Source organism: Phycisphaerales bacterium, assembly GCA_020852515.1.
Taxonomy (GTDB): Bacteria; Planctomycetota; Phycisphaerae; order Phycisphaerales; family UBA5793; genus UBA5793.
Genome location: JADZAS010000032.1, coordinates 25700 through 50359 on the forward strand (window position 1 = coordinate 25700; position 24660 = coordinate 50359).

Annotated in this window: 19 protein-coding genes and 1 riboswitch; of the genes, 13 read left to right on the top strand and 6 right to left on the bottom strand. The window is 64.8% G+C overall.

Annotation, left to right across the window (positions count from 1 at the left end):
- Positions 1 to 25 precede the first annotated feature (25 nt).
- Positions 26 to 2191, bottom strand: a complete 2166-nt coding sequence (locus IT430_19035) for a hypothetical protein (protein MCC6910034.1) — start codon at positions 2189 to 2191, stop codon at positions 26 to 28.
- 226 nt (positions 2192 to 2417) lie between these two features.
- Positions 2418 to 2677, top strand: a riboswitch (cobalamin riboswitch).
- A 175-nt stretch (positions 2678 to 2852) separates the two neighbouring features.
- On the opposite strand from IT430_19035, the gene IT430_19040 reads away from it, so the two are divergent.
- From IT430_19040 to IT430_19050, 3 genes are read left to right on the top strand one after another with little or no spacing between them, the layout of a single operon-like run.
- Positions 2853 to 3932, top strand: coding sequence for a hypothetical protein (locus IT430_19040; protein ID MCC6910035.1), 1080 nt, complete (start codon positions 2853 to 2855; stop codon positions 3930 to 3932).
- Positions 3929 to 4807: a hypothetical protein gene (locus tag IT430_19045; protein MCC6910036.1), complete on the top strand. Its 879-nt coding sequence runs from the start codon at positions 3929 to 3931 to the stop codon at positions 4805 to 4807. Before IT430_19040 ends, IT430_19045 begins: the two co-directional genes overlap by 4 nt.
- A gap of 12 nt (positions 4808 to 4819) precedes the next feature.
- Positions 4820 to 5590 carry a prepilin-type N-terminal cleavage/methylation domain-containing protein gene (locus IT430_19050; GenBank protein ID MCC6910037.1) on the top strand — a complete coding sequence of 257 codons (771 nt, stop codon included), beginning with the start codon at positions 4820 to 4822 and terminating at the stop codon, positions 5588 to 5590.
- 5 nt (positions 5591 to 5595) lie between these two features.
- On the opposite strand, the gene hppD is transcribed toward IT430_19050, so the two are convergent.
- Both hppD and IT430_19060 read right to left on the bottom strand, forming a co-directional pair.
- Positions 5596 to 6762 carry a 4-hydroxyphenylpyruvate dioxygenase gene (gene hppD, locus IT430_19055; protein ID MCC6910038.1) on the bottom strand — a complete coding sequence of 389 codons (1167 nt, stop codon included), beginning with the start codon at positions 6760 to 6762 and terminating at the stop codon, positions 5596 to 5598.
- 107 nt (positions 6763 to 6869) lie between these two features.
- A complete protein-coding gene (locus IT430_19060) occupies positions 6870 to 7862 on the bottom strand; it encodes a HEAT repeat domain-containing protein (protein ID MCC6910039.1) in 993 nt (330 codons plus the stop codon).
- 305 nt (positions 7863 to 8167) lie between these two features.
- Here IT430_19060 and IT430_19065 point away from each other — a divergent pair, with 305 nt between their 5' ends.
- On the top strand, positions 8168 to 9637 hold the full coding sequence (locus IT430_19065; protein MCC6910040.1) for an NADH-quinone oxidoreductase subunit H: 1470 nt from the start codon (positions 8168 to 8170) through the stop codon (positions 9635 to 9637).
- Between the two features lie 104 nt (positions 9638 to 9741).
- Here the strand turns inward: IT430_19065 and IT430_19070 are convergent, their stop codons facing one another.
- From IT430_19070 to IT430_19080, 3 genes are all read right to left on the bottom strand, one after another.
- Positions 9742 to 11181 carry a hypothetical protein gene (locus IT430_19070; protein ID MCC6910041.1) on the bottom strand — a complete coding sequence of 480 codons (1440 nt, stop codon included), beginning with the start codon at positions 11179 to 11181 and terminating at the stop codon, positions 9742 to 9744.
- Positions 11182 to 11231: 50 nt separating this feature from the next.
- The gene (locus tag IT430_19075; protein ID MCC6910042.1) at positions 11232 to 12734 is read right to left on the bottom strand and encodes a recombinase family protein; all 1503 of its coding nucleotides are present in this window, start codon (positions 12732 to 12734) and stop codon (positions 11232 to 11234) included.
- A gap of 270 nt (positions 12735 to 13004) precedes the next feature.
- The gene (locus IT430_19080) at positions 13005 to 13511 is read right to left on the bottom strand and encodes a sigma-70 family RNA polymerase sigma factor (GenBank protein MCC6910043.1); all 507 of its coding nucleotides are present in this window, start codon (positions 13509 to 13511) and stop codon (positions 13005 to 13007) included.
- Between the two features lie 276 nt (positions 13512 to 13787).
- Here IT430_19080 and IT430_19085 point away from each other — a divergent pair, with 276 nt between their 5' ends.
- The 9 genes from IT430_19085 (at position 13788) to IT430_19125 (ending at position 24542) form a co-directional block, all read left to right on the top strand.
- Positions 13788 to 14696 (top strand): PD-(D/E)XK nuclease-like domain-containing protein, encoded by a 909-nt coding sequence (locus IT430_19085; GenBank protein ID MCC6910044.1) that lies wholly within the window; start codon positions 13788 to 13790, stop codon positions 14694 to 14696.
- Between the two features lie 10 nt (positions 14697 to 14706).
- The gene (locus IT430_19090) at positions 14707 to 16536 is read left to right on the top strand and encodes an AAA family ATPase (protein MCC6910045.1); all 1830 of its coding nucleotides are present in this window, start codon (positions 14707 to 14709) and stop codon (positions 16534 to 16536) included.
- Positions 16536 to 16988 carry a DUF669 domain-containing protein gene (locus IT430_19095; GenBank protein MCC6910046.1) on the top strand — a complete coding sequence of 151 codons (453 nt, stop codon included), beginning with the start codon at positions 16536 to 16538 and terminating at the stop codon, positions 16986 to 16988. Before IT430_19090 ends, IT430_19095 begins: the two co-directional genes overlap by 1 nt.
- Complete coding sequence (locus IT430_19100; GenBank protein MCC6910047.1) at positions 16976 to 17362, top strand: RusA family crossover junction endodeoxyribonuclease; 387 nt, start codon at positions 16976 to 16978, stop codon at positions 17360 to 17362. Before IT430_19095 ends, IT430_19100 begins: the two co-directional genes overlap by 13 nt.
- Entirely contained in the window at positions 17359 to 18234 is an 876-nt protein-coding gene (locus IT430_19105) for a hypothetical protein (protein MCC6910048.1), read from the top strand. The genes IT430_19100 and IT430_19105 overlap by 4 nt, the downstream gene beginning before the upstream one ends.
- Positions 18235 to 18328: 94 nt before the next feature.
- Positions 18329 to 18931: a DUF4406 domain-containing protein gene (locus tag IT430_19110; protein ID MCC6910049.1), complete on the top strand. Its 603-nt coding sequence runs from the start codon at positions 18329 to 18331 to the stop codon at positions 18929 to 18931.
- Positions 18931 to 19710 (top strand): metallophosphoesterase, encoded by a 780-nt coding sequence (locus IT430_19115; GenBank protein MCC6910050.1) that lies wholly within the window; start codon positions 18931 to 18933, stop codon positions 19708 to 19710. The genes IT430_19110 and IT430_19115 overlap by 1 nt, the downstream gene beginning before the upstream one ends.
- A complete protein-coding gene (locus IT430_19120; protein MCC6910051.1) occupies positions 19707 to 21380 on the top strand; it encodes a DEAD/DEAH box helicase family protein in 1674 nt (557 codons plus the stop codon). Before IT430_19115 ends, IT430_19120 begins: the two co-directional genes overlap by 4 nt.
- Positions 21381 to 21467: 87 nt before the next feature.
- Positions 21468 to 24542, top strand: coding sequence for an AAA family ATPase (locus IT430_19125; protein MCC6910052.1), 3075 nt, complete (start codon positions 21468 to 21470; stop codon positions 24540 to 24542).
- Positions 24543 to 24660: the final 118 nt, after the last annotated feature.

The window sequence follows — 24660 nt, forward strand, 5'->3', positions numbered from 1 at the left end:
TGGGTTTGACACGGCGCCAGAGCGCTCAGTCCGAGATGATCAGCGGCACCATGTTCCGCGCCGGCAGGTTCAGCGCGCCGTGCGCCTGGGCTGCGGCCGTGGCGACCGGCCCCCGGGCCGTCTTGACGAGGTTGACCAGCGAGGTGATCTGCGCGTCGCTCGCATACGAACCGTAGCGTTTTGCGGATTGTGCGGCGTAGTTAAGCAGTGCGATCTGCACCGCTTCGTCAGTCTCACCCAGAGCCGCCGTGAGCAACGCCGATTGCGCCCGCGATCCGTTCACCCACGCGAGGGTCTGCGCCGCAGTCAGGCGCAGTTCGCCCGAATACGTGGAGATCGCCTCGACGAGCGCGGTTTCAGCTCGCTTGATGTCGTAGGCAGCGCTGTTGCGCACCGCGATGTCGCGCAGCACGTGGAGCGACTCGTCCGCATAAGCGTCCGCTTCCTCGCGGGTGATCAAATCGCCCGTGGTGCGCCCGATGAGGGCCTGCAGAGCGGCGTCCATCTGCGACTGCTGGAGACCGAGCCGGATAACGGAAACGCGGCGATTGCCCTCGTACGCATTGCGGACGCGGGGCAGATCCTCCGCGGCGACCAGCGCCGCCACCGGAGTGGCCGAAATACGGTCATCAGACTGGATCGAGGCGATGGTCTCCGTCAGTCGGTCCGGCGAAATCATGAGCAGGAAAAGGTCCACCGCCGGCGCCGCAGCAAGATCGGCTCGGAGGCCCTCGAAGGTCGAGCGGGGCGGGAGCACGGTGAAGCCCATATCGCGCAGGTTCGACGCGAGGCTGCGCTGATCTTCCTGGTTGTCGGCGAGCACCGCCGCGAACCGCTCATCGCCCGTGCGAATGGCGCCGGCGAGAATCGGCACGACGCGGTCGGCGCCGTCGAAGGTCTCAGTCGGAAGGGCGCGCCCGAGGGCGAGCGCGGCGTCATACTGCACGCGCCGCTCGGGGAAGTTGAGCGACTCGATCAGAGGCGAAGGACGGTTGTTGCCAACCCAGAGACTCGCGCCGCCCGCGGTGCCGTTGAGCGCCTCGATGGCGTGCCGGGCGAGCCGGGCGTTGAGATCGCGATTGGCTCGGTCGAGCACCATCTGCGAAGCGGCCGGGCCCGCCGCCACGGCATAGAAGAGAGGCGGACGGCGATCGGGGCCGTAAGTCGGATCCGTTCCATCCCCCAGTTCATCGGTGCGCCGGAAGTTCCCGGCAATCCACATGCTCAGGCCGTCGAGTGAATCCGCGGACTGTTCAAGTGCGTTTTCCGAGCTTCGCATCACCATCACTTCCGAGAAGATCTCGGTGGGAACGGGGACGGCGTAGAGGCCGGAGTTGTTGTCGTAGTACCAGATGTTGTTGGTGGCTTCGGTCGGCCATGCAACGAGGCTCTGCGATTCGCCCCAGTAAAGTTCCGCCAGTGAGAGCCAGGCGTCAACGGGATCAGCATCCGCCACAGCGCCGAGGCGAGCGGCGGCGGCACGCGCGGCCGCCCGAACTGCGGGAGTCGCCTTGCCGCTGTCCCCGAGCGTGACCAGCGCGGGAAGTGCGTGGTAGTAGTTGATCTGGCCGAGGATCTCGCAGATGCGCTCCTGGCTGACCGGGTCGAGGTGCGGCAGCGCGACGCACAGCGGAGTCACGGCCTGACGACCGATGCTCACGAGCACGGGAGTGCACCGCGCCTTGAGTTCGGCGGGGCTGGCGCCGGTGATGACGTCCAGCAGTTGGGGCACGGCATACTCGCCCGCCGCACGCAGCGCCTGCTCGGCCATGAGCCTCCCGCGCGACGTACCCACGAGGTTTTTGATGTGCCGCGCGATTTCTTCGGGGTCGCGGGCCATGTCGATGCGGCCCTTGTTGAGCCGGCCCTGCAGCTGGCCGGCGATCTCTTCGAGTTCGGCGTTGCGGGCGGCACGGACGAGGGCGTCGTCGAGCCGCTTGCCGATCCCCATTTCGTCCACGAGTTGATACAACTCGGCGTCGGTCACGCTCGATTCGATCAGCGCCTGGGCAGCGCTGTGCGCGAGGTCCGGACGAGCGACGAGCGTGTAGTGGATGAAGTCTTCGAGGAGTTCCGCTTCTCTGGACTTGCCGCCCTGTTCGACAGGCTGCGCGACAACGTTCGGAACGAGTCCAAGACAGAAGACGAGCAGGCCGAACACAAAGAGCCGGCGCAGTGACGTGTGGAACACAGGTGACCTCCGCCAAAGGGGTGAAAACAGCACACGACGACCGTTGGCCGCAACACCGCCGGTCGCCGACGCGGCGCAACTGCCCGCTGGGGCCGGGAGTTGCGTCATCGTAAGTAGGGAATGTATCGAGGGCGGGACCCGGTGTCAATGCGGCGTCCCAAAAGCGAGCCCCTCGAGAACCGGTCCCGGGGTCCGGCAGCGGCGTTTGACTCACGCGCTCCGATCGGTAGAGTGCCCCGTCAATGGCGCCCGACTCCGTCGCAGCAGGCATCCTGCTCGGCTGATGCGGGCTGAAATGGGAAGCGTGGTGCAACTCCACCGCGGACGCGCCGCCGTAATGGGTCGCCTGAGGACTTGATCCGAGGCAGTCGCCCGACCACAACGCCACTGTCCCCCACCGAACCTGCGGCTGGGAAAATGGATGGGAAGGCGGTCGGACGAGACAGACCCTGAGCCGGAAGACCTGCCACTGGCACGGGGCCGTGATCGCTCAGCGATGCGGCCTGTGGGTTGGCCGTCCTCGCGCTTCGGGACGTCGCGGCACTGACTTCTGTTCGTTCCTGACAGAAGGCTCGACCACGGCGCGGCGAGAGCGGCCGTGTCGCCGGTTGTGTCCAGGGACCGCCTCTCGCGACTAGAGGCGAACATCAGGAGTTGTGTCATGCTTGCGTTCTGGTCTGCGGGACGGGCGGCGGTTGCGGCCGCGCTCGTCATCACTTTCACGTGCGGCAACGGCGTTCAAGGCGCCGCCCCGCCGCTGGAATATGTCGGCTCGCAAGGCGGGCCGGGCGGTGCGTTCGACGTGCTCGCCGACGGGCGGCTCATCGGAATGAACGGCGAGTCGGTGTTTATCGAGACGGCTGTCGGTTCGGGACAGTTCATGGACATGGGTTCGTTCGATGCCGGGCTGATCAGTGAGTTCGGCGCCTCGTTTGTCTCCGTGAGTCCGGACGGGTCACGGTTCGTGGTCGGCGACGGCCGGTTCGGCGGTGCGCGCGTATACGAAGTCGCGCTGGCGGATCTCAATGGCGGCTCGATCGTGCATCGCTCGCACCAGCATGAAAACTACGCCGCCACGTGGTACGACAACGATCGCATCGCCATCAGCGCTGCAGATCCCAACACGTTCCTCGGCGAGGTGCGCATCCTCGAACTGGCCAGCGGCGCTTCGACGCGCGTTGTTTCGCTCGACGGCGCCTCGGGCGGCGTCGCGTTCGATGCGTCCGGCAATCTCTTCACCGCCAACGGCTACGACTTCATCCCCGGTGGATCGGCAACCGGCGAAATCCGCGCGCTGCCGGCCGGCGACATTGCCGAAGTGCTCAGCGGCCAGCGGGGCGCGATTGAATTCGCGACCTCGGGCCAGTTCATCGGGCAGGTGCTTTCGGGTTCGGATCTGGGCTTCGACGCGGCGGGGCATCTCTTCATCGGCGGCGGCGACATTGATCGCGGCGCGTACGACTACTTTGCCGTGGCCGAGGACGCGGCGGTGCAGCGCGCGCTCGCTGGAATGGGGGCGCTTGACTGGCCCGATCTGTTCGTTGACGACCCGGACGAAAGCCCGTTCAGCTTCTACAGCGCCCGCTACAACGCGCTCACCGGCGAGTGGCTGGTTGCTTCGGGCTCGTCTTCGCTGCTGTTCCGCTACGCGCCGATTCCCGCGCCCGGGGCTCTGCTGAGCCTGGGCGCCGGTCTGGTCATCATGCTCCAGCGCCGGCGGCGGGATGGGAGGGCGTCATGAAGCAAGCCGCCATTGCAGCGATCGCGGCACTCCTTGGCCTGACGGCTGCGCATGGCGCCAAGCCGCCTTACCGCACGATCGCTCCGCCGCCGAACCCGTTCGCCACGCGCATCATTGACTACTCACCCGCTCCCGGGCAGTTCACCCACGACCCACGGTACAACGACCCGCTCCGGGCACTTGGGGCGCCGATCGGCGGCGGGACGCTGACGCCCGACCTTTCCAAACTCGTCACGCTCGGCGGGTTCGGCGGGTCGATCACGCTCGGTTTCAGCCGGACGATCTGGGACAGCCCCAACCATGAGCCGGGACTGGATTTCATCGTCTTCGGCAACGCGTCGTGGCTCGTCGGGCTCCCGTCGGTCCGCTTTGCCGAGGCCGCCGTCGTCGAGGTGAGTTGCGATGTGAACCGCAACGGCGTTGCAGATGACCCGTGGTTCGTCATTCCCGGATCGCACATCACCGACCCCGAGTCGCAGCGGCGCAACGGGCACTTCATCCTGCCCGACGAGCCGTTCGGGCACCCGCCCATCGTCAACGCGAACACGGACGGCAGTGAAGCCTTCTGGGGCTACGCGGACATGAACCCTGTTCTACTACTGGGCGATCTGGACGGCGACAACATCATCGATGACCCAACGATGCGGCCGGAGGATTTCTACACCGTGCCCGACGATCCGCGGCGCGAAGGCGTCACGGCAGGCAGCGGCGGCGGCGACGGCTTCGACATTGCCTGGGCCGTCCATCCCCTCACCGGCAAGCCGGCGAACCTCGCGGGGATCGACTTCGTGCGCATCACGAATGCGGTCGATTCGATCAACGGTCAGTTCGGCGAGGTGTCCGCCGAAATCGGCGCCGTCGCGGCGGTGAGGTAAGCGCCGATGATGATGCACCGGACACGCAGATGCGGTTTCACGCTCGTTGAGATGCTCGTGGTCATGAGCGTCACGGCCGTACTCATCGGGCTGCTCGTGCCGGCGCTGCGCGGGGCGCGCGACGCCTCGCGCCGTGCCGGCTGCGCTTCAAACCTGCGCCAGCTGGCTCTTGCCGACCTTGCCTACGCGAACGAATCCGCCGGCTCCCTTGCGCCCGGAGCTGCGCGGTTCGATCGCAATCTCGATCGCTGGTTCGGCGTGCGTTTGAGTACCCGCGAACCGTTCGAGCCGCGCGGCGGGCCGCTCTCGCCGCTGCTCGGGCCGGAAGGCGCCGTGCGCCAATGCCCGGCGTTCAAACCCGGGGCGCGCGAGTCGACTGACTTCGAAGCCGGTTGCGGCGGCTACGGCTACAACAACGCCTACCTCGGTGTCGAGGAGAGTGGCAAGGACGAAGTGGGCGTCCGCGCCGCGGCCATCGGCCGGCCGGATGAGACGGTCATGTTCGCGGACGCCGCGATGGCCATGCCCGTGCCGACGCTGCGCCTGATTGAATACAGTTTCGCCGAGCCACCGCTGGCGCGCGGCACCGGGGCACCGCTCGACGCAAGCATCCACTTTCGCCATGCCGCGACCGCGAACGTCGCCTGGGCGGATGCGCACGTCGCCTCGCGCGAACTCTCATTCACTCGGGCCACCATCTTCGGCGTTACGGAATCGCAGATGCGCGAACTGCATCTCGGCTGGTTCGGCCCCGCGACAAACCGATACTTCGATCTGCGCTGATTGGCTCAGAGATTGCCGCGACGCTGCTGCTCAAGTTCGAGCGCTTCGAACAGGGCCTTGAAGTTGCCCTTCCCGAAACTCTGCGAGCCGCGGCGGGTAATGATCTCGAAGAAGAGCGTCGGTCGATCCTGCACGGGTCGGCTGAAGATCTGCAGCAGATATCCCTCGTCGTCGCGATCTACGAGAATGCCCAGCTCCTTGATCTTCTGTCGATCTTCTTCGATGTCGCCGACGCGATCCCAGACGATGTCGTAGTAGGTGTCGGGCAGTTTGAGGAATTCCACGCCGCGATCGCGCAGGAGGCGCACGGAGTTGATCTCATCGCGCGAGCGCAGCGCCAGGTGCTGCACGCCGGGCGTGCCGTGGTGCCAGTCGAGGTATTCCTGCACCTGGCTCTTGCCGCGTCCGGGCGCGGGTTCGTTGATGGGCATCTTGATCAGGCCGCGCCCGCTGCTCATGACCTTACTCATGAGCGAGGAGTACTCGGTGGAGATGTCCTTGTCGTCGAAGTGCTTGAACATGGTGAAGCCCATGACGTCTTCGTACCACTTCACCCACTCATTCATCTTGCCCTGCTCGACGTTGCCCACGAGATGGTCAACGAACTTGAGGCCGCAGTCGCCTTTGTCATTGATGCGATTGACGGGCGGGTCGACGGGCATGAAGTGCGGCAGGAACTTGCCCTTGTACTGCGACCGGTCGATAAACGCATGCGTGACTTCCCCGTACGTGAAGATCGCCGAACGCGTGATTGAACCGTGGGCATCGGATTCGACGGTGGGCTTCTGCGCCGAACGGCCGCCGCGGCGCGTGGTCTGTTCGTAGGCGTCTGTGGCGTCCCGGACGGTGAAGTTGACGCTCTTGACGCCGTCGCCAAAGAGGTTGACGTGGCGCTGGGCCGGATGGTCTTTGACGAGGCCGGTGGTGAGCACGAAGCGGATGTTGCCCTGCTCGAGCAGGTAACTGGCGGTCTCTCGGCTGCCGGTCTCCTGTCCCTTGTAGGCAGTGATGTTGAACCCGAACGCGACGGCGTAGTAGTACGCCGCCTGGCGCGCGTTGCCGACGTAAAACTCGATGTGATCAACGTCGATGAGTTCGAGCCAGCCGTGGTCCTTGGGCGTGTGCTTCTCGGGGTCAAGGTGAGAAACGCCCGCCTTGCCGGTGGTGCTCATGGCCTGCCTCCATTCAATTCGGAAACCTGCCAGAGGATAATCCGCCCGGGCGGCTCGCTCCACGCGGGGCGCGGCCCGGTTCTGGCGTCTCCTGATGGGGCACTCGCTCAGCGGCTCGGATCGGCGCTGGGCGCCTCGCCGGCCCCGCCGCGGGCTGCGCGGGCTCGCACGAAGGGCTGGTATTCCTCTTCGTACCACTGCTTCCAGCGCGGTACATCGAAGCCGAAGTCCACGGGCTGGCCGAAGTCTTCCTCGACAATGTTCACCAGCGCGTTGTGCGCATCCATGTTGTAAAACTCGACGACGGCGTCCATGATGCGGACCACGGTTCCTTCCGTAACCGCCGTGAGAGTGGGATCGAGGCCGGCCGAGTTGTCGCCGACCACCGGCTGGAGGTCGGTCACGAGGTAGCGCTGCTGACCCACCTGGATGAACGCCAGATCGCCGGTCCCGATCATCGAGGGCGCGGGGGCCTGGGCGACGATGAGATGCGGGATCGCCTGCGCCAGTTGCAGCGCTCCGGCTGCGCCGGCGCCGGCGCTGACGATGTCCATGTTGGGTGACTCGAGCGCCTGCACAACCACCTTCTGGGTTACGGGCGAAGCAGGCCCCTTGAGGTGCGTCTTGGCCGCGGCGCGCATGTCCGCGTTCTGGTCGTGGATCGCCATCCATGCCAGCGTCGCCTGGCCCACTTCCGGCTTGACTCGCTCGGCAAGGTGCTCGAAGAGCCAGTCGCGCACGTCCTGCTTCTCGATGCGGGCCAGATCGATGAGCGGCTCGATGGCGGCCGGGTCGGTGAACCGGGCCAGTTCTTCGAGGCCGCGCTGCCTCGTGGGAGCGAATTCCTTCGAGCCGAGGAACTTGCCGCGAATCTTCTTGATGTCTTTGTCGAACGCCCGCTTGGCGATGATGAACGCCCGCGTGGACTGCTGCGATGGCATCGGCGGCGCGGCGATCGAAGCCGGCGCACTGACGGTCGTGCGCACCCGGGCCGTCTGGACCACCGGCCGCTGGATGGTGCCGGATTGGGCGAGCAGCGGCCCCGATGATCCGACCAGGAACAGTCCTGTCAGCAGGGCGGTGCGGTGAAGTGGCTGCATGGGGTGACTCCTCCGGATGTCATTCGCGCGAAAACATTCCGCCGTGGATTCTAGGGGGAACTACGAATTCGCAAGGCCGAGAAAAACGCACAATCGCCGAGTGCCGCATGGAGGAAACCCTGCTTCCACGAAGAAGCCCTGTGCCTGCTCCGAATGGGTCACTTCGGCGAAGTTGTGCCGACGACTGCTGTCGCATACTCCTATACGGATGCGCGCAGCCATGTGTTCTGGCAGTTTGCCGGTCAGATTGGATCGCCTAAACTTGGCCCTTTACCCGTCCACCGCACGCGAAACGGATTTCGAGCATGCTTTCAGAGTTGTCCGAAAGTCTGGCCGGCTCGCTCGGCCTGCCGTACTGGATCTGCTTCGTCGTCGTCAAGGTGCTCGTGGCGGCGGCCGTGTTCCTGCCCGCCATCAGCCTGCTGGCGATGCTGAGCATCTGGGCCGAGCGCAAGGTCGCGGGTCACATCCAGGGCCGGCTGGGCCCCAAGCACGTCGGGCCGTTCGGCATTCTGCAGTCGCTCGCCGATGGCATCAAACTGCTGGTTAAGGAAGACCTCGTGCCGGCGGGCGCCGATTCGTTCCTCTTCCGCCTGGCGCCCTACCTCGCCTTTGCGCCCGTTCTCGCGGCGTTCCTGGCGATCCCCTTCGGGCCGCAGTTCGTGTTCGAAGCCGGGCTGAACGTCGGCCTGCTCTACATCCTGGCCATCCTCGGCGTCGAGGTCATGGGCGTCATCCTCTCGGGCTGGGCGAGCAACTCGAAATGGGCCATCTACGGCGCCATGCGCGAAGCATGCCAGATGGTCAGTTACGAAATTCCGCTTGGGGTGGCCATCCTTTGCGGCGTGCTCGTGGCGGGCACGCTCAACCTCGTCGAACTCGGGTATCTTCAGGGCGGCGGCATTCAGAGCTGGTTCTTCTACCAGAACCCGTTCATCTTCGGCGCGTTCTTCATCTACTTCATCGCGTCTCTGGCGGCTTCGAAGCGGGCGCCATATGACTTGCCCGAAGGCGAATCCGAACTCGTCGCCGGCTTCCACACCGAATACTCGGGCCTGCGCTTCTCGTTCTTCTTCTTCGCCGAGTACGCCGGCATGTTCGTGGTCGGGTGCATCCAGGCGGTGCTGTTCCTGGGCGCGTGGAACAGTCCGCTGGGCGCGTACGACCCGGTGTACGCGGCTCTCGGTTATGACCCGGTTTCGGTCGGACAGGCGTTTCTCACCGGCAGTTATGTCGGCATCACCAACTGGACCGAACTGGCCGGGGCCATGCACATGAATGGCGGGGCGCTGGGCATCTTCGTGCTCAACGTCTACGGCATGACCTGGGTGATCGGCAAGGCACTGCTGGTGGTCTTCATCCACATGTGGCTGCGATGGACGCTGCCGCGCATCCGCATCGACCAGGTCATGCACGGCTGCGTGAAGGGCCTGCTGCCGCTGAGCCTGGCGATGCTGGTGGGCACCGCGGTCTGGCTGGCGCTCGTTCAGCCGGCCGCCGAAGTGCAGGCCCGCTACGCCGTCACCACGGCGAACGTCGCGCATCTGACCGGCGAAGTCGGATCACTCCAGACGCTGACGCAGTGGATTCTCACGGCGCTGGGCGTGGCGCTTTTTGGGTTCTACGCGATGGTGATCCTCGGGGCGATTGTCTCCCGCCGGGCGGCGCCGCGCAAAGGCATGTTCGAAGACGTCATGCCCGTGGGAAGCGAAGTGGCCTTCACGCGCGGCCCCGACTACCAGAGCCAGGAGGAGCGGAGCCTCAAGCAGTCGTGACGGCGGCGCCGCAGATTGGATCGCAATGGTTCAACGGCGATTGAACTGCCCACGTTTTCGGCCGGAAACCGCCGCGGCGGCTCTATGCCGCAGCCGAGCCGCATTCAGATCGGCCCGGCCACGTTGCTCACGGCGCAGTCGTCGGTCTTGATGCACTGCACGAATCGGCCGCAGGCGGACGGACCGACCGTGATGCTCATCCGGCCTTCGCCGCGCGGAACGTGGATGACGCTGAAGAGGCCGAGCCGCCCCTGGATTCCCAGCAGCGTTCCTTGGCACGAGCCTCGGGGGACGGCGGTGCGTCCATGTTCATCGCCGAACAGGATGCCCATGGGGCCGCGCCCGGAGTTGGACCATTCGAGAGTCTTCGTGCCCGGGCAAGACCCGGAAAGCGCGATGGTGAAACCGCCCCCGCCGGTGTAGTGCAGTTTGAACGGATAGTCCCAGCCGACTTCGTTGCTCGAGTTGACCGCCCACGTGCCGGTGGCGACCGTGTAGAAGATCGAGTTCTCCCGACCGTCGCGCGGCACGGCGTGGTTGGCCCACGGGCCGAGATACTCGGGGTTGCCCGTGCTACCGATTTCGATCCAGTACTGACCGGACGCGAGCGGTCCCACCCACGACATGTCAACTTCTACTTCTTTGATTGCGCGGTCGCAGTTCGTCGGCGATGACTGCATCACGCGGTAGATGTTCGTGAAGGCTTGGTCAATGCGGCGGTTCGTTGTCATGTCGCCGCCGACGAACGTCGCGGCGCCGGCAAGCATTTCGGACCGGGTCCCTCTCCACAACTGGATGAATACGGCGGGAATGGGTTCCAGAGGCGGGCTGGAAGTCTGGTAGAGGTACCACATCAGGCGCGTCGGCGTCCACTCCTGCCCTTCGGGCACAACAAAGTCATCGGCCTGGTGATAGATTTCAACGAGCGTATTGCTGCCGAGGACGCCGCTGGGCGGTTCCCACGCGCTGTACCATCCGCCATTGCAGCCGCCGGCGCGGGGATCCATGCCGCCGTTGTCGTAGGTCTGTCCGACAGTCGACGCCGTCGTCAGCGCAATCGTCGCCAGCATGGCCCACATGATCTTCATGGCCGTCCTCCAGTTCGCCGGCTGCTTGCGCACCGTCGTCATGTCCAGAATGGACGCTCGCCCTTCAGGCGCGGCCGGCGGGGTGCGGAAGGGTCGCGTCAATCCCGTTGGAACGCCGGTTCGATTGTACCTGCACTTTTCAGAACGGCGCTCAGCGCGCAGAAAGTAACCTCGCCCCCGTGCGGGGGCGAGGCGTTGAACTCCGTTCTGATGGTGTTCGACTCGAGACGCTCGCGGAGCGAGTCCCTGAAGACCGGGCATGCCTGTCGTCCCGATGAACGTCGTGTTGCCGGTGCTCAGGTCGATCGTGTAGAGGTTGTCGCTGACGAACCATCCCCCGTCCTCGATGGTGAAGAGGCGGCCGTCGTTGGCGAACGCCATGCCACGGCAATCTCCGAGATTGGAGTTGACGACGGGGGTGCCGGCCCCGCTGTTGGGGTCGATGCTGATGATCACGGTCCCGGAACTGGTGTAGATGGTTCCGTCAGCCGCACGCGCCGACGTGTTCAAATGGCCGAACCCCGACTTCTCTCCGATTCACGCCCTTCGATCAAGAGGTCGAAGGGCTTTCTCTTTGTGAGATAGAGGTTTGCGTCGCTCAGCGTCCGGTTCAAACTCACGGAATCCAGAATCCGTCGCCGGACCGCCGAGTTTGAACGCCGCCAGTGCTCGTCGGCATTCTGGCACCAGTCGAAAACCGCAAACGCCAGCTCGATGGCCCCGGCGTCGATCCGTCCAACGCGTTCGCGCGCCTCAGTGACCCCGGCCAACTCGGACCGCAGCTCCTCAGCCTTGTCCCTGTACTGACCCTCCGCAATCGTGCCTGCGAGGTAGGCATTTAGCAGCCGGTCCTGCATCCCGGCCAGTTCTGAGTGCCGTTTGGAGAGTGCCGCCGACTGCCGGCGTTGCTGCGACGAGATGTCCTCGAAGGCGGCGGCCAGCGTCTTGCGAAACAGGTCGCGCACTTCCGCCGGCTCGATTCGCAGCGTCGCCAGTTCGTCGGTGATGGCGCTCTCGACGTCTTCAGCACGCCAGCGGACTCGCGGGTGACCCGGATCCGGGTGATTGTTGCCGCACCGGTAGTAGAGATGCTCGTTGACCGAGCCGTTCTTCAGCTTGCGCTTGATGCGCTCGCCCGTGATGGCGAACCCGCAATGGGCGCACCGCATCAACCCGCCGGAGAGCGGAATCTGCGGTTTTCCGGTGCGACGGTTCTTCCCGTGGAGGATGTCCTGACACGCTTCGAAGAGTTCCCGCGTGATGAGACGCTGGTATCGGCCCGTGAACGTCTGGCCGTTGCGGAGCAGTTCACCGATGTAAAACCGGTTGTTCAGGACGTACGAGAGTGCCGTGCGGGTGAACCGCGGCTGGCTCGGGCGATAGATGTGCCCCTCGCGCTCGAGGGCGTCGGCGAGGGATTGGAAGGTCATGTCGCCGTATGCGTAGAGCTCGAAGATTCGGATGATCGTCCTCGACTTCTCCGGGTGCGGCTGCACCGGCTCCTCGTGATTGTCCTGAACATTGATGTAGCCGTACGGCGCCCCGCCGGTGGGCCAGCCCTGGCGCACCTTCTCGTCCATGCCCTTGAGCACTTCGGAGCGCAGGTTGTCGCTGTAGTACTGCGCCACCGCCGCCATCACGTTGAACGACAAGGCGCCGGCTGCGCCGGGGCCGAACTGGTTCTCGACGAAGGCGAGCTGCACGCCGCAAGAGTCTTCGAGTTCCTGAAGCCGTACGGCGTCGCGCATGTTGCGGCAGACGCGGTCGAGTTTGTGGCTCAGAATGGCGGTGATCTTTTCGCGCCTGGCGTTGGCGCGAACCCACTTGACCATGTCATTGAAGGCGAGGCGTTCCGCCCCGCGCCGCGCCGATTCGGCCACATCGAACTCCCGAGCGACGTGCCAACCCTCTCGTTTGGCTTTCTCGCGCGTCGCCCGAAGCTGCGCGTCGATGGAATACCCCTCGCGCTGCTCGCGCGAGGAGACGCGTGCCCAGACGACCACGTTCATGGCCGGCGCTCCTGCCCTGTGGCGTCCAGAACCGATTCCGCGAATCGCTTGATGTTCATGATGATCTCAATGGCCTCCTCTTGCGAAATGGTCCGCCGGTACCTGCTGGACCAGACCCGCCGATGTTCCGCGATCAGTTCGTCGGTGATCCAGGCGAGCGCCACGGGCCGACTGTCGGCCGTGGGCTCGCACTGATCAGTTACTGCGCGGGGTCGAGGAAGTCCAGTCGATGCTGGCGGATTCATGACGGTGCTTTGGGCATACATGCAATCAGTCCCCCAGCCAACCATCAAGGCCCATGTTCTCGAAGCGCTGGCGAATGTCGGCGATGAGGCGCTCCACCGTGTGCCAGCCGCACTCGAGCTCCCTGGCGATGCTGGCGATCGATTCGCCCTCGGAGAGCATGGCGCAGACTCGCTGTTCTCGCGGCGACAGCTGCGCCACGGCGCTTCGCACATCGATTTCCATTTCATGCTTGGACTCGTACTCCGTGGGCTGGCCCGCGCATCGGCGCACCTGCTCGAGGCGCTCGCGATCGCGGGCACAGCGGCGCGCTGCCGATCGCACCTGGCGATTCACGATGGTCGCGAGCACCGCGTCGGGCTGCACCGCTTCGCGGGACCGCACCGGGTCCGATTTGAACTTGGCCGTCTCGATGGCGATCTGCTGCGCGATGTCGTCGCGGCTGTGATTGTCCAGTCCCATGCGCCGCGCTCGCGCATCAATCAGCCGCATCTGCCACTCGTCCATGAGACCGCGATACTCGTTGCTGCTCATTGCCTGCTCCTGAAGTGAAGGGTGTGGGTGACTTTCGGGAGCGATGGAAGACGCGCATGCGGGGACACGTCTCGCGCGTCTGAGATGAGTTTGAGCGATCAGATGTGCGGCGGGTGTACCGACACATGAGCCGCACGTGAGGCGTCAGGTGAGGCACACGTGATGCTCATGTGTCCGACATATGAGTTTCGATGACCCCGGCGGATCGGCGGCGAATGATGCACGCCACCAGCGACAACCCCTGTGCCGCGAGCGCTACTGCGGCGGGGAGTCGCCATGCCGAATCAATCCATCCTCAATGCGCTGATCCACGAGCCCGCGGAGGCGTACCACGCCCGCAGCGCCGAGCACGTGACGGCGCACCGGCTCGCTGACTTTCGACGCTGCCCGCTGCTCTTTCGCAAGAAGGAGCAGGGCCTTGTCCCGGATCGGGACTCAGCGGCATATCTCGTCGGACGCGCCGCGCATGTGCTGATACTCGAGGGGCGACAGCGGTACGAAGCCCAGTTCGCCGTCGGCGGGCCGGTGAATCCGCGTACGGGTCAGCCCTTTGGCTCCAACACGAAGGCGTTTGCCGACTGGGCGGAACGCATCGGCAAGCCGGTACTCACGGATGATCAGGCGGCGCTGATCGAGCAGATGGCGGCGAGCGTGCGGGAGCACCTGTTCGCACGAGAGCTTCTCGCCGATGGCGCTGCCGAGGGTGTGCTGCGCGGCGAATACGCCGAACACCGATGCCAATCCCGGCTCGACTGGGTCAACCCCAAGCCGGGGCGAGGTATTGTCGATCTGAAAACCACCGATTCACTCGACTCCTTCGAATCGGATATCGCGGCCTTCGGCTACGTCGAGCAGATGGCGTTCTATCGCGCCATGTTCGAGGTAATCGTCAAGGCCACACTCCCGGTTCATCTGCTTGCCGTCGAAAAGCGTGAGCCGTACCGATGCGGCGTCTGGCAAATCGCGCCGCAGGCGCTCGACGAAGCGCAAGCCGAGAACGAAACCGCGATGCGGGAACTGACGCGCTGCTGCGAGACAGGGATCTGGCCCACGCGGTTCGAATCAATCCGTCTCTACGAAGCCATCAGCCCATCCTCGAGCGGGCGAGCCTCGCGCACCTCATCGACTCCCCCGCCCGGCGCAGGCTCGCCCGCTTCTTCTCAATACAAGACCAGCCAGCTCTGAAAGGACCGCAATGACCGCGCTCAGCACGATCCAACGGGGACGAGCCCAACTCCCGCGCCGCGTGCTCCTATACGGGGTGCAAGGTGTGGGCAAAGCCCAGCCGCTGGATGCGAAGGTCTTGACGCCCAACGGCTATGTCAGGATGGGCGACATTGAGATCGGCAATGTCGTGATCGGCTCGGATGGCAGGAGTCATCGTGTTCTTGGGGTCTATCCCCAAGGGGAGAAGGATGTCTTTCGCGTCACCTTCCGCGACGGCTCCACGACGCTCTGCTGCGATGACCACCTCTGGTTCACCCAGACCTTCTGCGAGCGGAGGATGGGTCTGGCGGGGGCGGTTCGCCCCCTGCGGGACATCCGGCGGACCCTCCGCTATGGCACGCATTTCAATCACGCTGTCCCGTGCGTGCGGCCCGTGGAGTTCGAGGTTCTCGGCGATCGGCTGCCCATCGAGCCCTGGCTCCTTGGAATGTACCTCGGAGACGGATCTTCGTCTGGAAGCAGTGTCCTCATCACGAACCAGGAATCGGATGTTCAGGCGAAGATCAAGGACACGCTCGATCGTGCGGATGCAGGCGTGTATACGAGCACCGCCGCGACCGCCATGCGCATCAGGAGCAAGCGCAACGGCCGGCCATCGATCCTCAAGTCCGCCCTGAGAGAGTTGGGTCTCGACGGGCTCGAGTCGCAGGACAAGTTCATTCCGAGCATCTACCTGCACGCGAGGGTTGAAGACCGGCTCGCGCTCCTGCAGGGCCTTCTCGACAGCGATGGGTTCGTGACCAAGCCTGGCGCGGTGGAATTCTGCACAGTCAGCTCGCACATGGCGGAGGATGTCTGCTTCCTCATCCGCAGCCTGGGCGGCTCGGCGAAAAAGATCATCAAGCCCAATCCCACCTTCACGTATCAGGGCCAGAAGCGAACCGGTCAGACCGCCTATCGCATCTTCGCCTCGTTCCGAGCCGACCTGGTCCCGGTCTCCTCCGAAAAGCACCTGGCGAAGTGGTCGGAGCCCCGCTGGGCGATCGGCCACACGATCCGCAGCGTGGAGCCGGCGGGACGAATGCCCTGCCAGTGCATCCGCATCGATGCCCCCGATTCGCTCTACGTCACGGATGATTTCATCGTCACGCACAACACCACCTTCGGTGCGATGGCGGAAAAGCCCATCTTCATCCAGACCGAGGAGGGCGCGAACGATCTCGAAGTCGATCGCTTCCCGCTGGCGACCAAGTACGCCGACGTCATGAATGCGCTGTCGGCGCTGTACTCCGAGGATCATGACTACCAGACGGTCGTCATCGATTCACTCGATTGGCTCGAGCGCCTCATCTGGGCCGAAGTCTGCGCCAAACGCGGCGTCGAGTCGATCGAAGATGTCGGGTACGGCAAGGGCTACATCTTTGCGCTGACTCAGTGGCGTGAGATCGTTTCCGGCCTGGATGCGCTTCGAAACGAGCGTGGGATGCAGATCATCCTGATCGCGCACTCCCAGATCGAGAAGTTCGCCAATCCCGAGACCGACCCCTACGACCGCTACGTGCCTCGTCTCCAGAAGCAGGCGTCGGCGCTGCTCTCCGAGTGGTGCGACGAGCTGCTATTCGCGTGTCACAAGGTCTTCACCAAGACCACCGACCAGGGATTCAACCGCAAGCGCGTGCAGGGTGTCGGCACCGGCGAGCGGATCATCCGCACCACCGAGCGCCCGGCGCACGCGGCGAAGAACCGTTTGAACCTGCCCGACGAGTTCCCGCTCGACTACCGCATCTATGCGGCATTCGTGCGAGGGGAAACCCCGCAAATCGACGGACAAGAGCCTACTGAACAAGGAGCCGGATAATGGCGCAGCTGAATGGGTTCGACGCGCACGAAGTCGAGCCGAACCAAACGTTCGATGTTCTTCCTGCCGGCAAGTATCTGGCGATCATCACCGCCAGCGAAATGAAAGCGACCAAGGCCGGCACGGGCGAGTTCCTTGAGCTGCAACTTGAAGTGGTCGAAGGGCCGTACAAGGGGCGCAAGCTCTGGGATCGACTTACGTTGAAACACGAAAACGCGCTCACGGTACAGATCGCCAAGGGCACCCTTTCCTCAATCTGTCGCGCCGTGGGGGTGATGCGACCCCGCGATTCGGCCGAGTTGCACGGCATCCCATTGCTCGCCAAGGTGAAGGTCAAGCAGCGGTCCGATACCGGTGAATCTGTCAACGAGATTGCCGGTTACGAGAGGAAAGCCCCGGCCGCTCCCTCGCCGGTGCCGTCGACGAGTAGCACGCCGCCGTGGAAGCGTTGAACGAACAGGTCTTCCTGCTGCCCTTCCCGCCGAGCGTCAATCACTACTGGCGCATGGTGAGCACGAGGCATGGATGTCGCATGCTCATCAGCCGCGAGGGTCGGGCCTACCGCGAAACGGTGGTCTCGGCTCTCGCGTCGGCGGGCGCCCGGGCGCAGGACGGTCGTCTTGACGTCTCGATCATCGCGGCTCCACCTGATCGTCGCCGAAGGGATCTCGACAATTTACTCAAATGCACCCTTGATTCGCTCGCGCATGGTGGCGCGTACCACGACGATTCGCAGATCGATCACCTCGAGATCTGGCGCGGCGGCGTCGTGCCCGGGGGCCAGATCGCGATCCGCATTCGCATCATCTCAGGAGCTCATCCATGATCGATGAACGACTCATCTTCAAGAACGTGCCGACATGGTTCGGCTTCGCCGCCGCAGGCGGCACGAGCAATGTCGCCGAGGACCGCTGCATCAGGCGCGAATACCTGCTCAACCCGGGCCTGTTCTTCGAGCGGGTGGTCTACCCCCAGCTCGACTACCTGGACGCCAACGATCAGCCGCTGGCGATCATCATTGCTGACGCCTACGGGTACGAGAACACCGAGCAGGCCAAGGACTTCGATGCGCCGGTCGAGGCAAGAGACAACCCCAACCTCGACCGCTGGTGTGACGAGTTGGCAGGGCACCTCGACGCGCTCGCGCTGGTGACGGATCACCTGGGCTTCTACGTCGGCACGCCGGCGAACGACCCGGACATGCAACTGGCGCGGCAGATCGATCTCGGCGAGTATGCGGCGCGTGCGTACGCATCGCTCGAGCCGTTCATGTACGTCGCCGATTCGATCACCTTCGACCAGGTCTGCCAGCTGACCGATACCGACCCGGTCTATCACGACATGCTGCGCATTCGCAGGCGCCTGGGCATCCCGTGCTTCGCCGAGAGTCGGCCGGACTGTGAGACGACGCAGTGGATGCGAGATCGCTGGGGGTTCATGTTTCAGGAGCGGCACCTGCTGCTGCGCGGCACCCAGTGGGTGCCTCTGGCGGAGATCCGCGAAGCTGGATGCCCGATCGTTCGGATGACCACGGGTGTGCCCGATGATGCATACGCCGATCCGCAAACCGGGCAGAAGTGGGAACCCTGGGTCTGGCAGCAGCACGCCATCCGCAATGCCCGGGCCGACGGCGACTCGGTCACAACGAACCTGCGCAACCTGGCGGCTCACGATCTGCGACTGCGGGACTTCGAGTGATCTCACGAGTCATGGCACTCACCCGGAGCATCCCTCAGTGGTCCACGTGAACGCACAACCCCGGCGCCTCTACATCTCCGGCCCAATGACGGGAATGCCCGAGCACAACTTCCCTGCGTTCTTCGCGGCCGAGGAGCGCTTGAGGCAAGCGGGCTTCGAGCCTCTCAATCCGGCCCGCAACTTCGACGGCGAGACCGATCGTGAACGCGCCGAGTACATGCGCGCCGACATGGAACTCCTGCTGCGCTGCGACGGCCTGTTGATGCTACCGGGCTGGGAGGAATCGCGGGGGGCCAAGCTCGAGTACATGATCGCCTGGGAACTGGGCCTGCCGATTCTCGACATCGCGACACTGGCCGAGATCCGCCAGCCGCCCACGCCGTGGGTGCAGCTGCACACACTGGGCATCGCGGAACCTGCGGCGGCTCCCGAGTCCGTCCTCGCCGAGGCGGCGCGGGTCACCAGCGGTGAGCGGCAGAAGGACTACGGCCATCCCCGTGACGACTTCTCGCGGACCGCGGTGATGTGGAATGGCCTGCTGGCGTCGAAACTTCGCAGCCCGATCACCGCGATGGACGTGCCGCTGTGCATGATCGCCGTCAAGCTCGCGCGGGAAGCCCACCGTCACAAGCGCGACAACCTCGTCGACATTGCCGGCTACGCGCGCACGGGCGCCATGGTCGCAGGAGATGAGTGATGGCCAGGGCAGCAGGGCGCAAGTCGAAGGTCATGATGGCTTTCGGCGATGTGCACATCCCGCACCACAATCCCCGCGCCGTCGAGGTCTTCTGCCGCGCCGCCGAGCGCATCAAGCCTGACTTGATTGTCTGCCTCGGTGATCTGCTCGACTGCGGCCAGTTCTCGGTGCATCCGCCCACCTACGGCGTGCCCGAGAGCGACTACAACGAGGATCTCAAGCGCGCCAACGCGCTGCTCGATCGCGTGCAGCGCTGCTGCCGTCGCCTCGTCATGGTCGAGGGCAATCACGAGTACCGCCTCGACCGCTGGGCGGCGGCGACCGCTGAGGGCCGAGGCGCGTATTCGCTGCTGGCGCCGCGGATTCAGCTCTCCAAAGGGCGGACGAAGTTCAGCTACGTGCCCTACGGCTCAGCCGACGGGCGCTATCCGCATTACCCGATCAACTCGCGCATCATCGCCGTGCACGGCTGGTCGCACGCCAAGGAGGCGACCCGGGCCCACCTGCAGATCAGCCAGGGGCGGACTGTCATCCATGGGCATACTCACCGCGCTGACGCCCACATGACCCAAAACATCTGGTCGACGGGCCGGATCATCGAGGCTCGCAGCGCCGGGTGCCTGTGCAAGCCCGTTCCACTCTACGGCACGGGCCGGCCCGTCGAGTGGGTGAACGCCTTCATCATCGGCTACCTCGGCCGGCGCAGCGACACCCTCTACACCGTGCCGATCATGCACGACCGGTGCATCCTGCCCGATGGCGCCCAGGTGGCGGCGTGATCCTGCGCGAGTACCAGCGCGAAGCGGTCGAAGCCGTCTACCGGCACCTGCGCGAGCACGACACGAATCCGTGCGTGGTGTGTCCGACCGGCGCGGGCAAGAGTCTGATCATCGCCCAAGTCGCCAGAGACGTGGTGGAACTCTGGAACGGACGGATTCTCATTCTCGCGCATGTCAAGGAATTGCTCGATCAGGCCGTGGACAAGCTGGTTGCGGTGGCGCCGGGACTGTGGAACTGCATCGGCGTGTACTCCGCGGGGCTCGGCAGCCGCGACACGGATCACCCGATCATCGTCGGCGGCATTCAGAGTGTGTTTCGCCGGGCGCGCGAACTTGGTCGCTTCGATCTGATCCTCATCGACGAAGCCCATCTCATCGCGCCCGACGGCGAAGGGATGTATCGGCAGTTCCTCGATGACGCCAAAGCCGTCAATCCGAACGTGCGCGTCATCGGACTGACGGCGACCCCGTTCCGCATGAAATCCGGTTCGATCTGTGCGCCTGAAAACATCCTCAACGAGATCTGCTACGAGATCGGCGTGCGCGAGCTCATCGTCCAGGGCTTCCTGTGCCCGCTTCGCACCAAGGCGGGAATCGTCCGTGCCGACACGAGCAACCTGCACGTCCGCGGCGGCGAGTTCGTCGCAGGCGAGGTCGAAGATCTCATGGACGGCGATGATCTCGTGCATGCGGCGTGCGCCGAGATCGTGGAGTACACCGCTAAGCGCCGCAGTGTGCTGATCTTCACCTCGGGCGTGCGCCACGGCCGGCACATCGTCGATGTGCTCCGCGATCACCACAGAGCCGAGTGCGGGTGGGTGGACGGCGAAACTCCCGCGCAGCAGCGGGATGCCACTCTCGACCGCTTCAAGGCCGGCGAACTGAAGTACCTCGCCAACTGCAACATCTTGACGACCGGTTTCGATGCGCCGCGGATCGACTGCGTCGTGCTTCTGAGGCCGACGCTCTCGCCCGGACTCTACTACCAGGCCATTGGTCGCGGCTTCCGTCTGCATCCCGACAAGTCCGACTGCCTCGTCCTCGACTATGGCGGGAACGTGCTCCGGCACGGTCCCGTTGATGACCTGCGCATCAAGGAGCCGGGCGGCGGGGACGGTCCAGCGCCCGCGAAGGAGTGTCCGCAATGCCACGCCCTGATTCATGCCGCCTACTCCTCCTGTCCCGATTGCGGTTATGCATTCCCGCCTCCTGAAAAAGCCTCGCACGAGTCCAGCGCCAGCAGCGATGGCATTCTCTCCGATCAGGTCACGCGGACCGAGCACGAGGTCAGCGAAGTCTCCTATCACATCCATTTCAAGCGCAACGACCCGAGCGCCGCCCCGACCATGCGCGTTGATTACCGGTGCGGGTTCGCCACGTCATTCTCCGAATGGCTCTGCTTTGAACATACCGGCTACGCCCGCCAGAAGGCTGAGCAGTGGTGGCGGCGACGGTCCAACGAGCCCGTGCCTGATCACGTGGATGAGGCCGTCGATCTGGCGCGCAGCGGCGCGCTGACGCCCACGCTGGCGATCACCGTTGAGCGAAAGCCCGGCGAGAAGTACGACCGGATCGTGAGCCACGTGCTGGGCGCGCGGCCTCCACGCATCGACACCGACGAAGGCGCTGCCAAGTACGCGGAAATCTCTGACGACCAGGTGCCATTCTGAACAAATGCTAGTGATGCGCCCCATCCAATTCGATCATGACCGGTCGCCCTGGAGGCCGCCCGACCCGTGAGTCTCATGCGGTCGAACATGGGTGATTCTCTCCACGCGCACGCGCAGGCGTGTGTTGCCGCGGGGCTATGCGCGCTGCCGGCGGTGCGCAATGGCCAGGAAAAGCGACCGGCGCTGAGCGAGTGGAAGCCCTATCAATCCCGACTGCCGTCGCGAGAGGAACTCGCGCGCTGGTTCGATGGGTCGGCAACCGCGCTGTGCCTCGTGTGCGGAGCGGTTTCCGGCAACCTGGAGATGATCGACTTCGACCTGGGTGGCGAGGCCTTCGAGCCCTGGCGCCGCGCCGTCGAGTCCATGGCGCCCGGTCTCGTCGATCGTCTTGTGATCGAATCGACGCCGTCGGGCGGTCGGCACGTCATCTACCGCTGCGATCAGCCCATCTCCGGCAATACGAAGCTCGCGCAGCGCCGCATCGAGGTCGGCGCCGACGAGCCGGTTGTCGTTGGATGCAAGGAGCACAAGCCGCGCCGGGACTCTGGCGGCGCCTGGGTGATCACGATCACTATGATCGAGACCCGCGGCGAGGGTGGGCTCTTTCTGTGCGCGCCCTCCGACGGCTACGGAATCCTCCACGGCGAACTCGCCGCGCCGCCGGTCATCACCTCGGACGAGCGCGACATCCTGCTCGGTTGTGCCTGGGCGCTCGATGAGACTCGTCCGCTCGACATTGATACGCCAAGCGCCGTCTCCGACGACGCGGTCACCTCACGCCCGGGCGATGACTTCAATCGCCGTGGTGATCCCCGCGCCGTTCTGCTCTCCCACGGCTGGACGCTTGTGCAGAGAGGCGAGAACGAGCACTGGTGTCGGCCAGGCAAGTCCGCCGGCACGAGCGCCACCCTCAAGGACGGGGTGTTCTACGTCTTTTCGACGAACGCCGCGCCCTTCGAAGCGCAGCAGGGCTACTCACCCTTCGCGGTCTACGCGCTGCTCGAACACGGCGGAGATTTCACGGCCGCGGCGTCGGCGCTGGCGTCGCAGGGCTACGGCAGCGCGCCGACCCAAACGCGCGGCGTCGATCTCGCCGCGTTCGTGGCCGACGTCCCACCCGCGCCTGACAACCTGCTCGCCCCGGCCCCTCTCTCTGTCGAGCAGCTCGTCAGCGGCCACCCGCTGCTCCGCCCACCGGTGGTTCACGGCCTGCTGCGCCAGGGCGAGACGATGAACGTGATCGCCAGTCCAAAAGTCGGCAAGGCGCTAGCAATCGACACGCCGATCCTGACACAAGACGGTTGGGTTGCAATGGGAGACTTGCAGCCGGGAATGCACGTACATGCCGGCGACGGCTCGTTGACGCGCATCGTTGCCGTCTCGGGCATCATGCACGACCGACCCTGCTATCGCGTGCGCACCAAATCGGGCGCCTCGCTGATTGCTGATGCCGAACACCTCTGGTCAGTGTGTTCACGAAACTCACTGGCCGTCGTCCCCACGCACCGGTTGAGTCAGGGAATGAACGGCCGGCGCTGGAAACTCCCGATCGCAGCAGCGCTGCAGCGACCTCGAACCGAACTGCCGATTGATCCTTGGATGCTCGGCTATTGGCTCGGCAACGGCACGACTACCAGCGGCGAGGTCACCGTGGCTGAGCCGGATGTGCGCTATGTGCAGGATCACCTTACCCGTGCAGGATTCGCTTGGGGCCGTGTTCGCCAGAAACGTGGTGCCGCGACATTCACCGTGCTCGGGCTGCAGCCACGCCTGCGCGCCATAGGTGTTCTGAGCAACAAGCACGTCCCACAGCCCTACCTGCTGGCTGCGGAATGGCAGCGCCGCGTGTTGCTGGCTGGACTCTTGGACTCTGACGGTCACGCCGGGACGCGATCCAACGGCTGCGGATTAGTTGAATTCTGCTCAACGAGCGCCGCCCTGGCTGACGCGGTTGCATTCCTCGCGCGGTCTTTGGGACACAAGCCGTACCTGCAGGTTGGTCGCGCACGCCTGAACGGGCGAGACTACGGCGCCAAGTACCGCATCAGCTTTGCCGCCACCGCATCTACTTGCCCATTCAGTTCGCCTCGAAAGTCGGCGCGACTGCCACACCGCCGGTTGGCGCGACGATCGGTGATCGATGCCGTCGCTTCGGTGGAGCGAGTGGCGTCAGTACCGGTTCAGTGCATCCAGGTCGAGCACCCGAGTGGTACATTCCTCGCTGGTAGGGATCTGACCGTCACGCACAATTCGTGGCTCACCCTCGATCTCGCCATCGCCGTCGCTACCGGCCGCCCGTGGCTGGGTCGCTACGCCACCGAGCGCGGCGATGTGCTCATCATCGATAACGAGCTGCATCGCGAAACCAGCGCTCACCGCATTCCCAAGGTCGCGCATGCTCGCGGCATTCCCATGCGCGAGTTCAACCGGCGGATCTTCGTGGACAATATCCGCGGCCGCCTGCGCGACATCTTCACCCTTGCGCCCTACTTCGCTGCCATCGAGCCGGGCCGATACAAGGTCATCGTCCTCGACGCCTTCTATCGCTTTATGCCGGCAGGCGGCGATGAGAACGACAACGGCACGATGGCCAACATCTACAACTGCATCGACGCCTTCGCCGATCGCCTCGGCTGCTCATTCGTGCTCATCCACCACTCGTCCAAGGGCAATCAGACCGGCAAGTCGGTCACCGACGTCGGGGCCGGGGCGGGCGCGCAGAGCCGGGCCACCGACACCCACGTCGTCCTGCGGCCGCACGAGGAGGACCACGTCGTCGTGCTCGAAGCCGCGGTGCGCTCTTGGCCGCCCGTCGAGCCGCTGTGCCTACGCTGGGAATTCCCGGTGTGGACCGCCGATGAGACACTCGATTCGAGCCAGCTGCTCTCGCAGGGCGGTCGCAGCCGCAGCGAACCCGGGAAGAAGGACGAATGGACGCCCGAGTCGTTCGTCGAGGCGTTCGTCGATGATGAGCCTGCCACACGTTCGGCCATCATCGGCCGCGCCGTGCGCGATGGCCTGTCCAAGTGGGCCGCCGACAACCTGCTGCGCATGGCTGATGCCGACGGCCTCCTCGCCCGCAACGGCGATGGCAAACGCAACGACCCCTTCACTTACCAGCGCCTCGCCAAGGCGCCGAGCACCCCGGAGGATCGCCCATGACGTTTCGTTTTGGGAATCGTTTTGTGCGCACAAAACGAATTGGAATTCATATCGTTTGGCGTTTCGTTTGGTGCGCACAAAACGAGTCGGGCACGCAGGGTTTCGTTTCGTTTTGTGC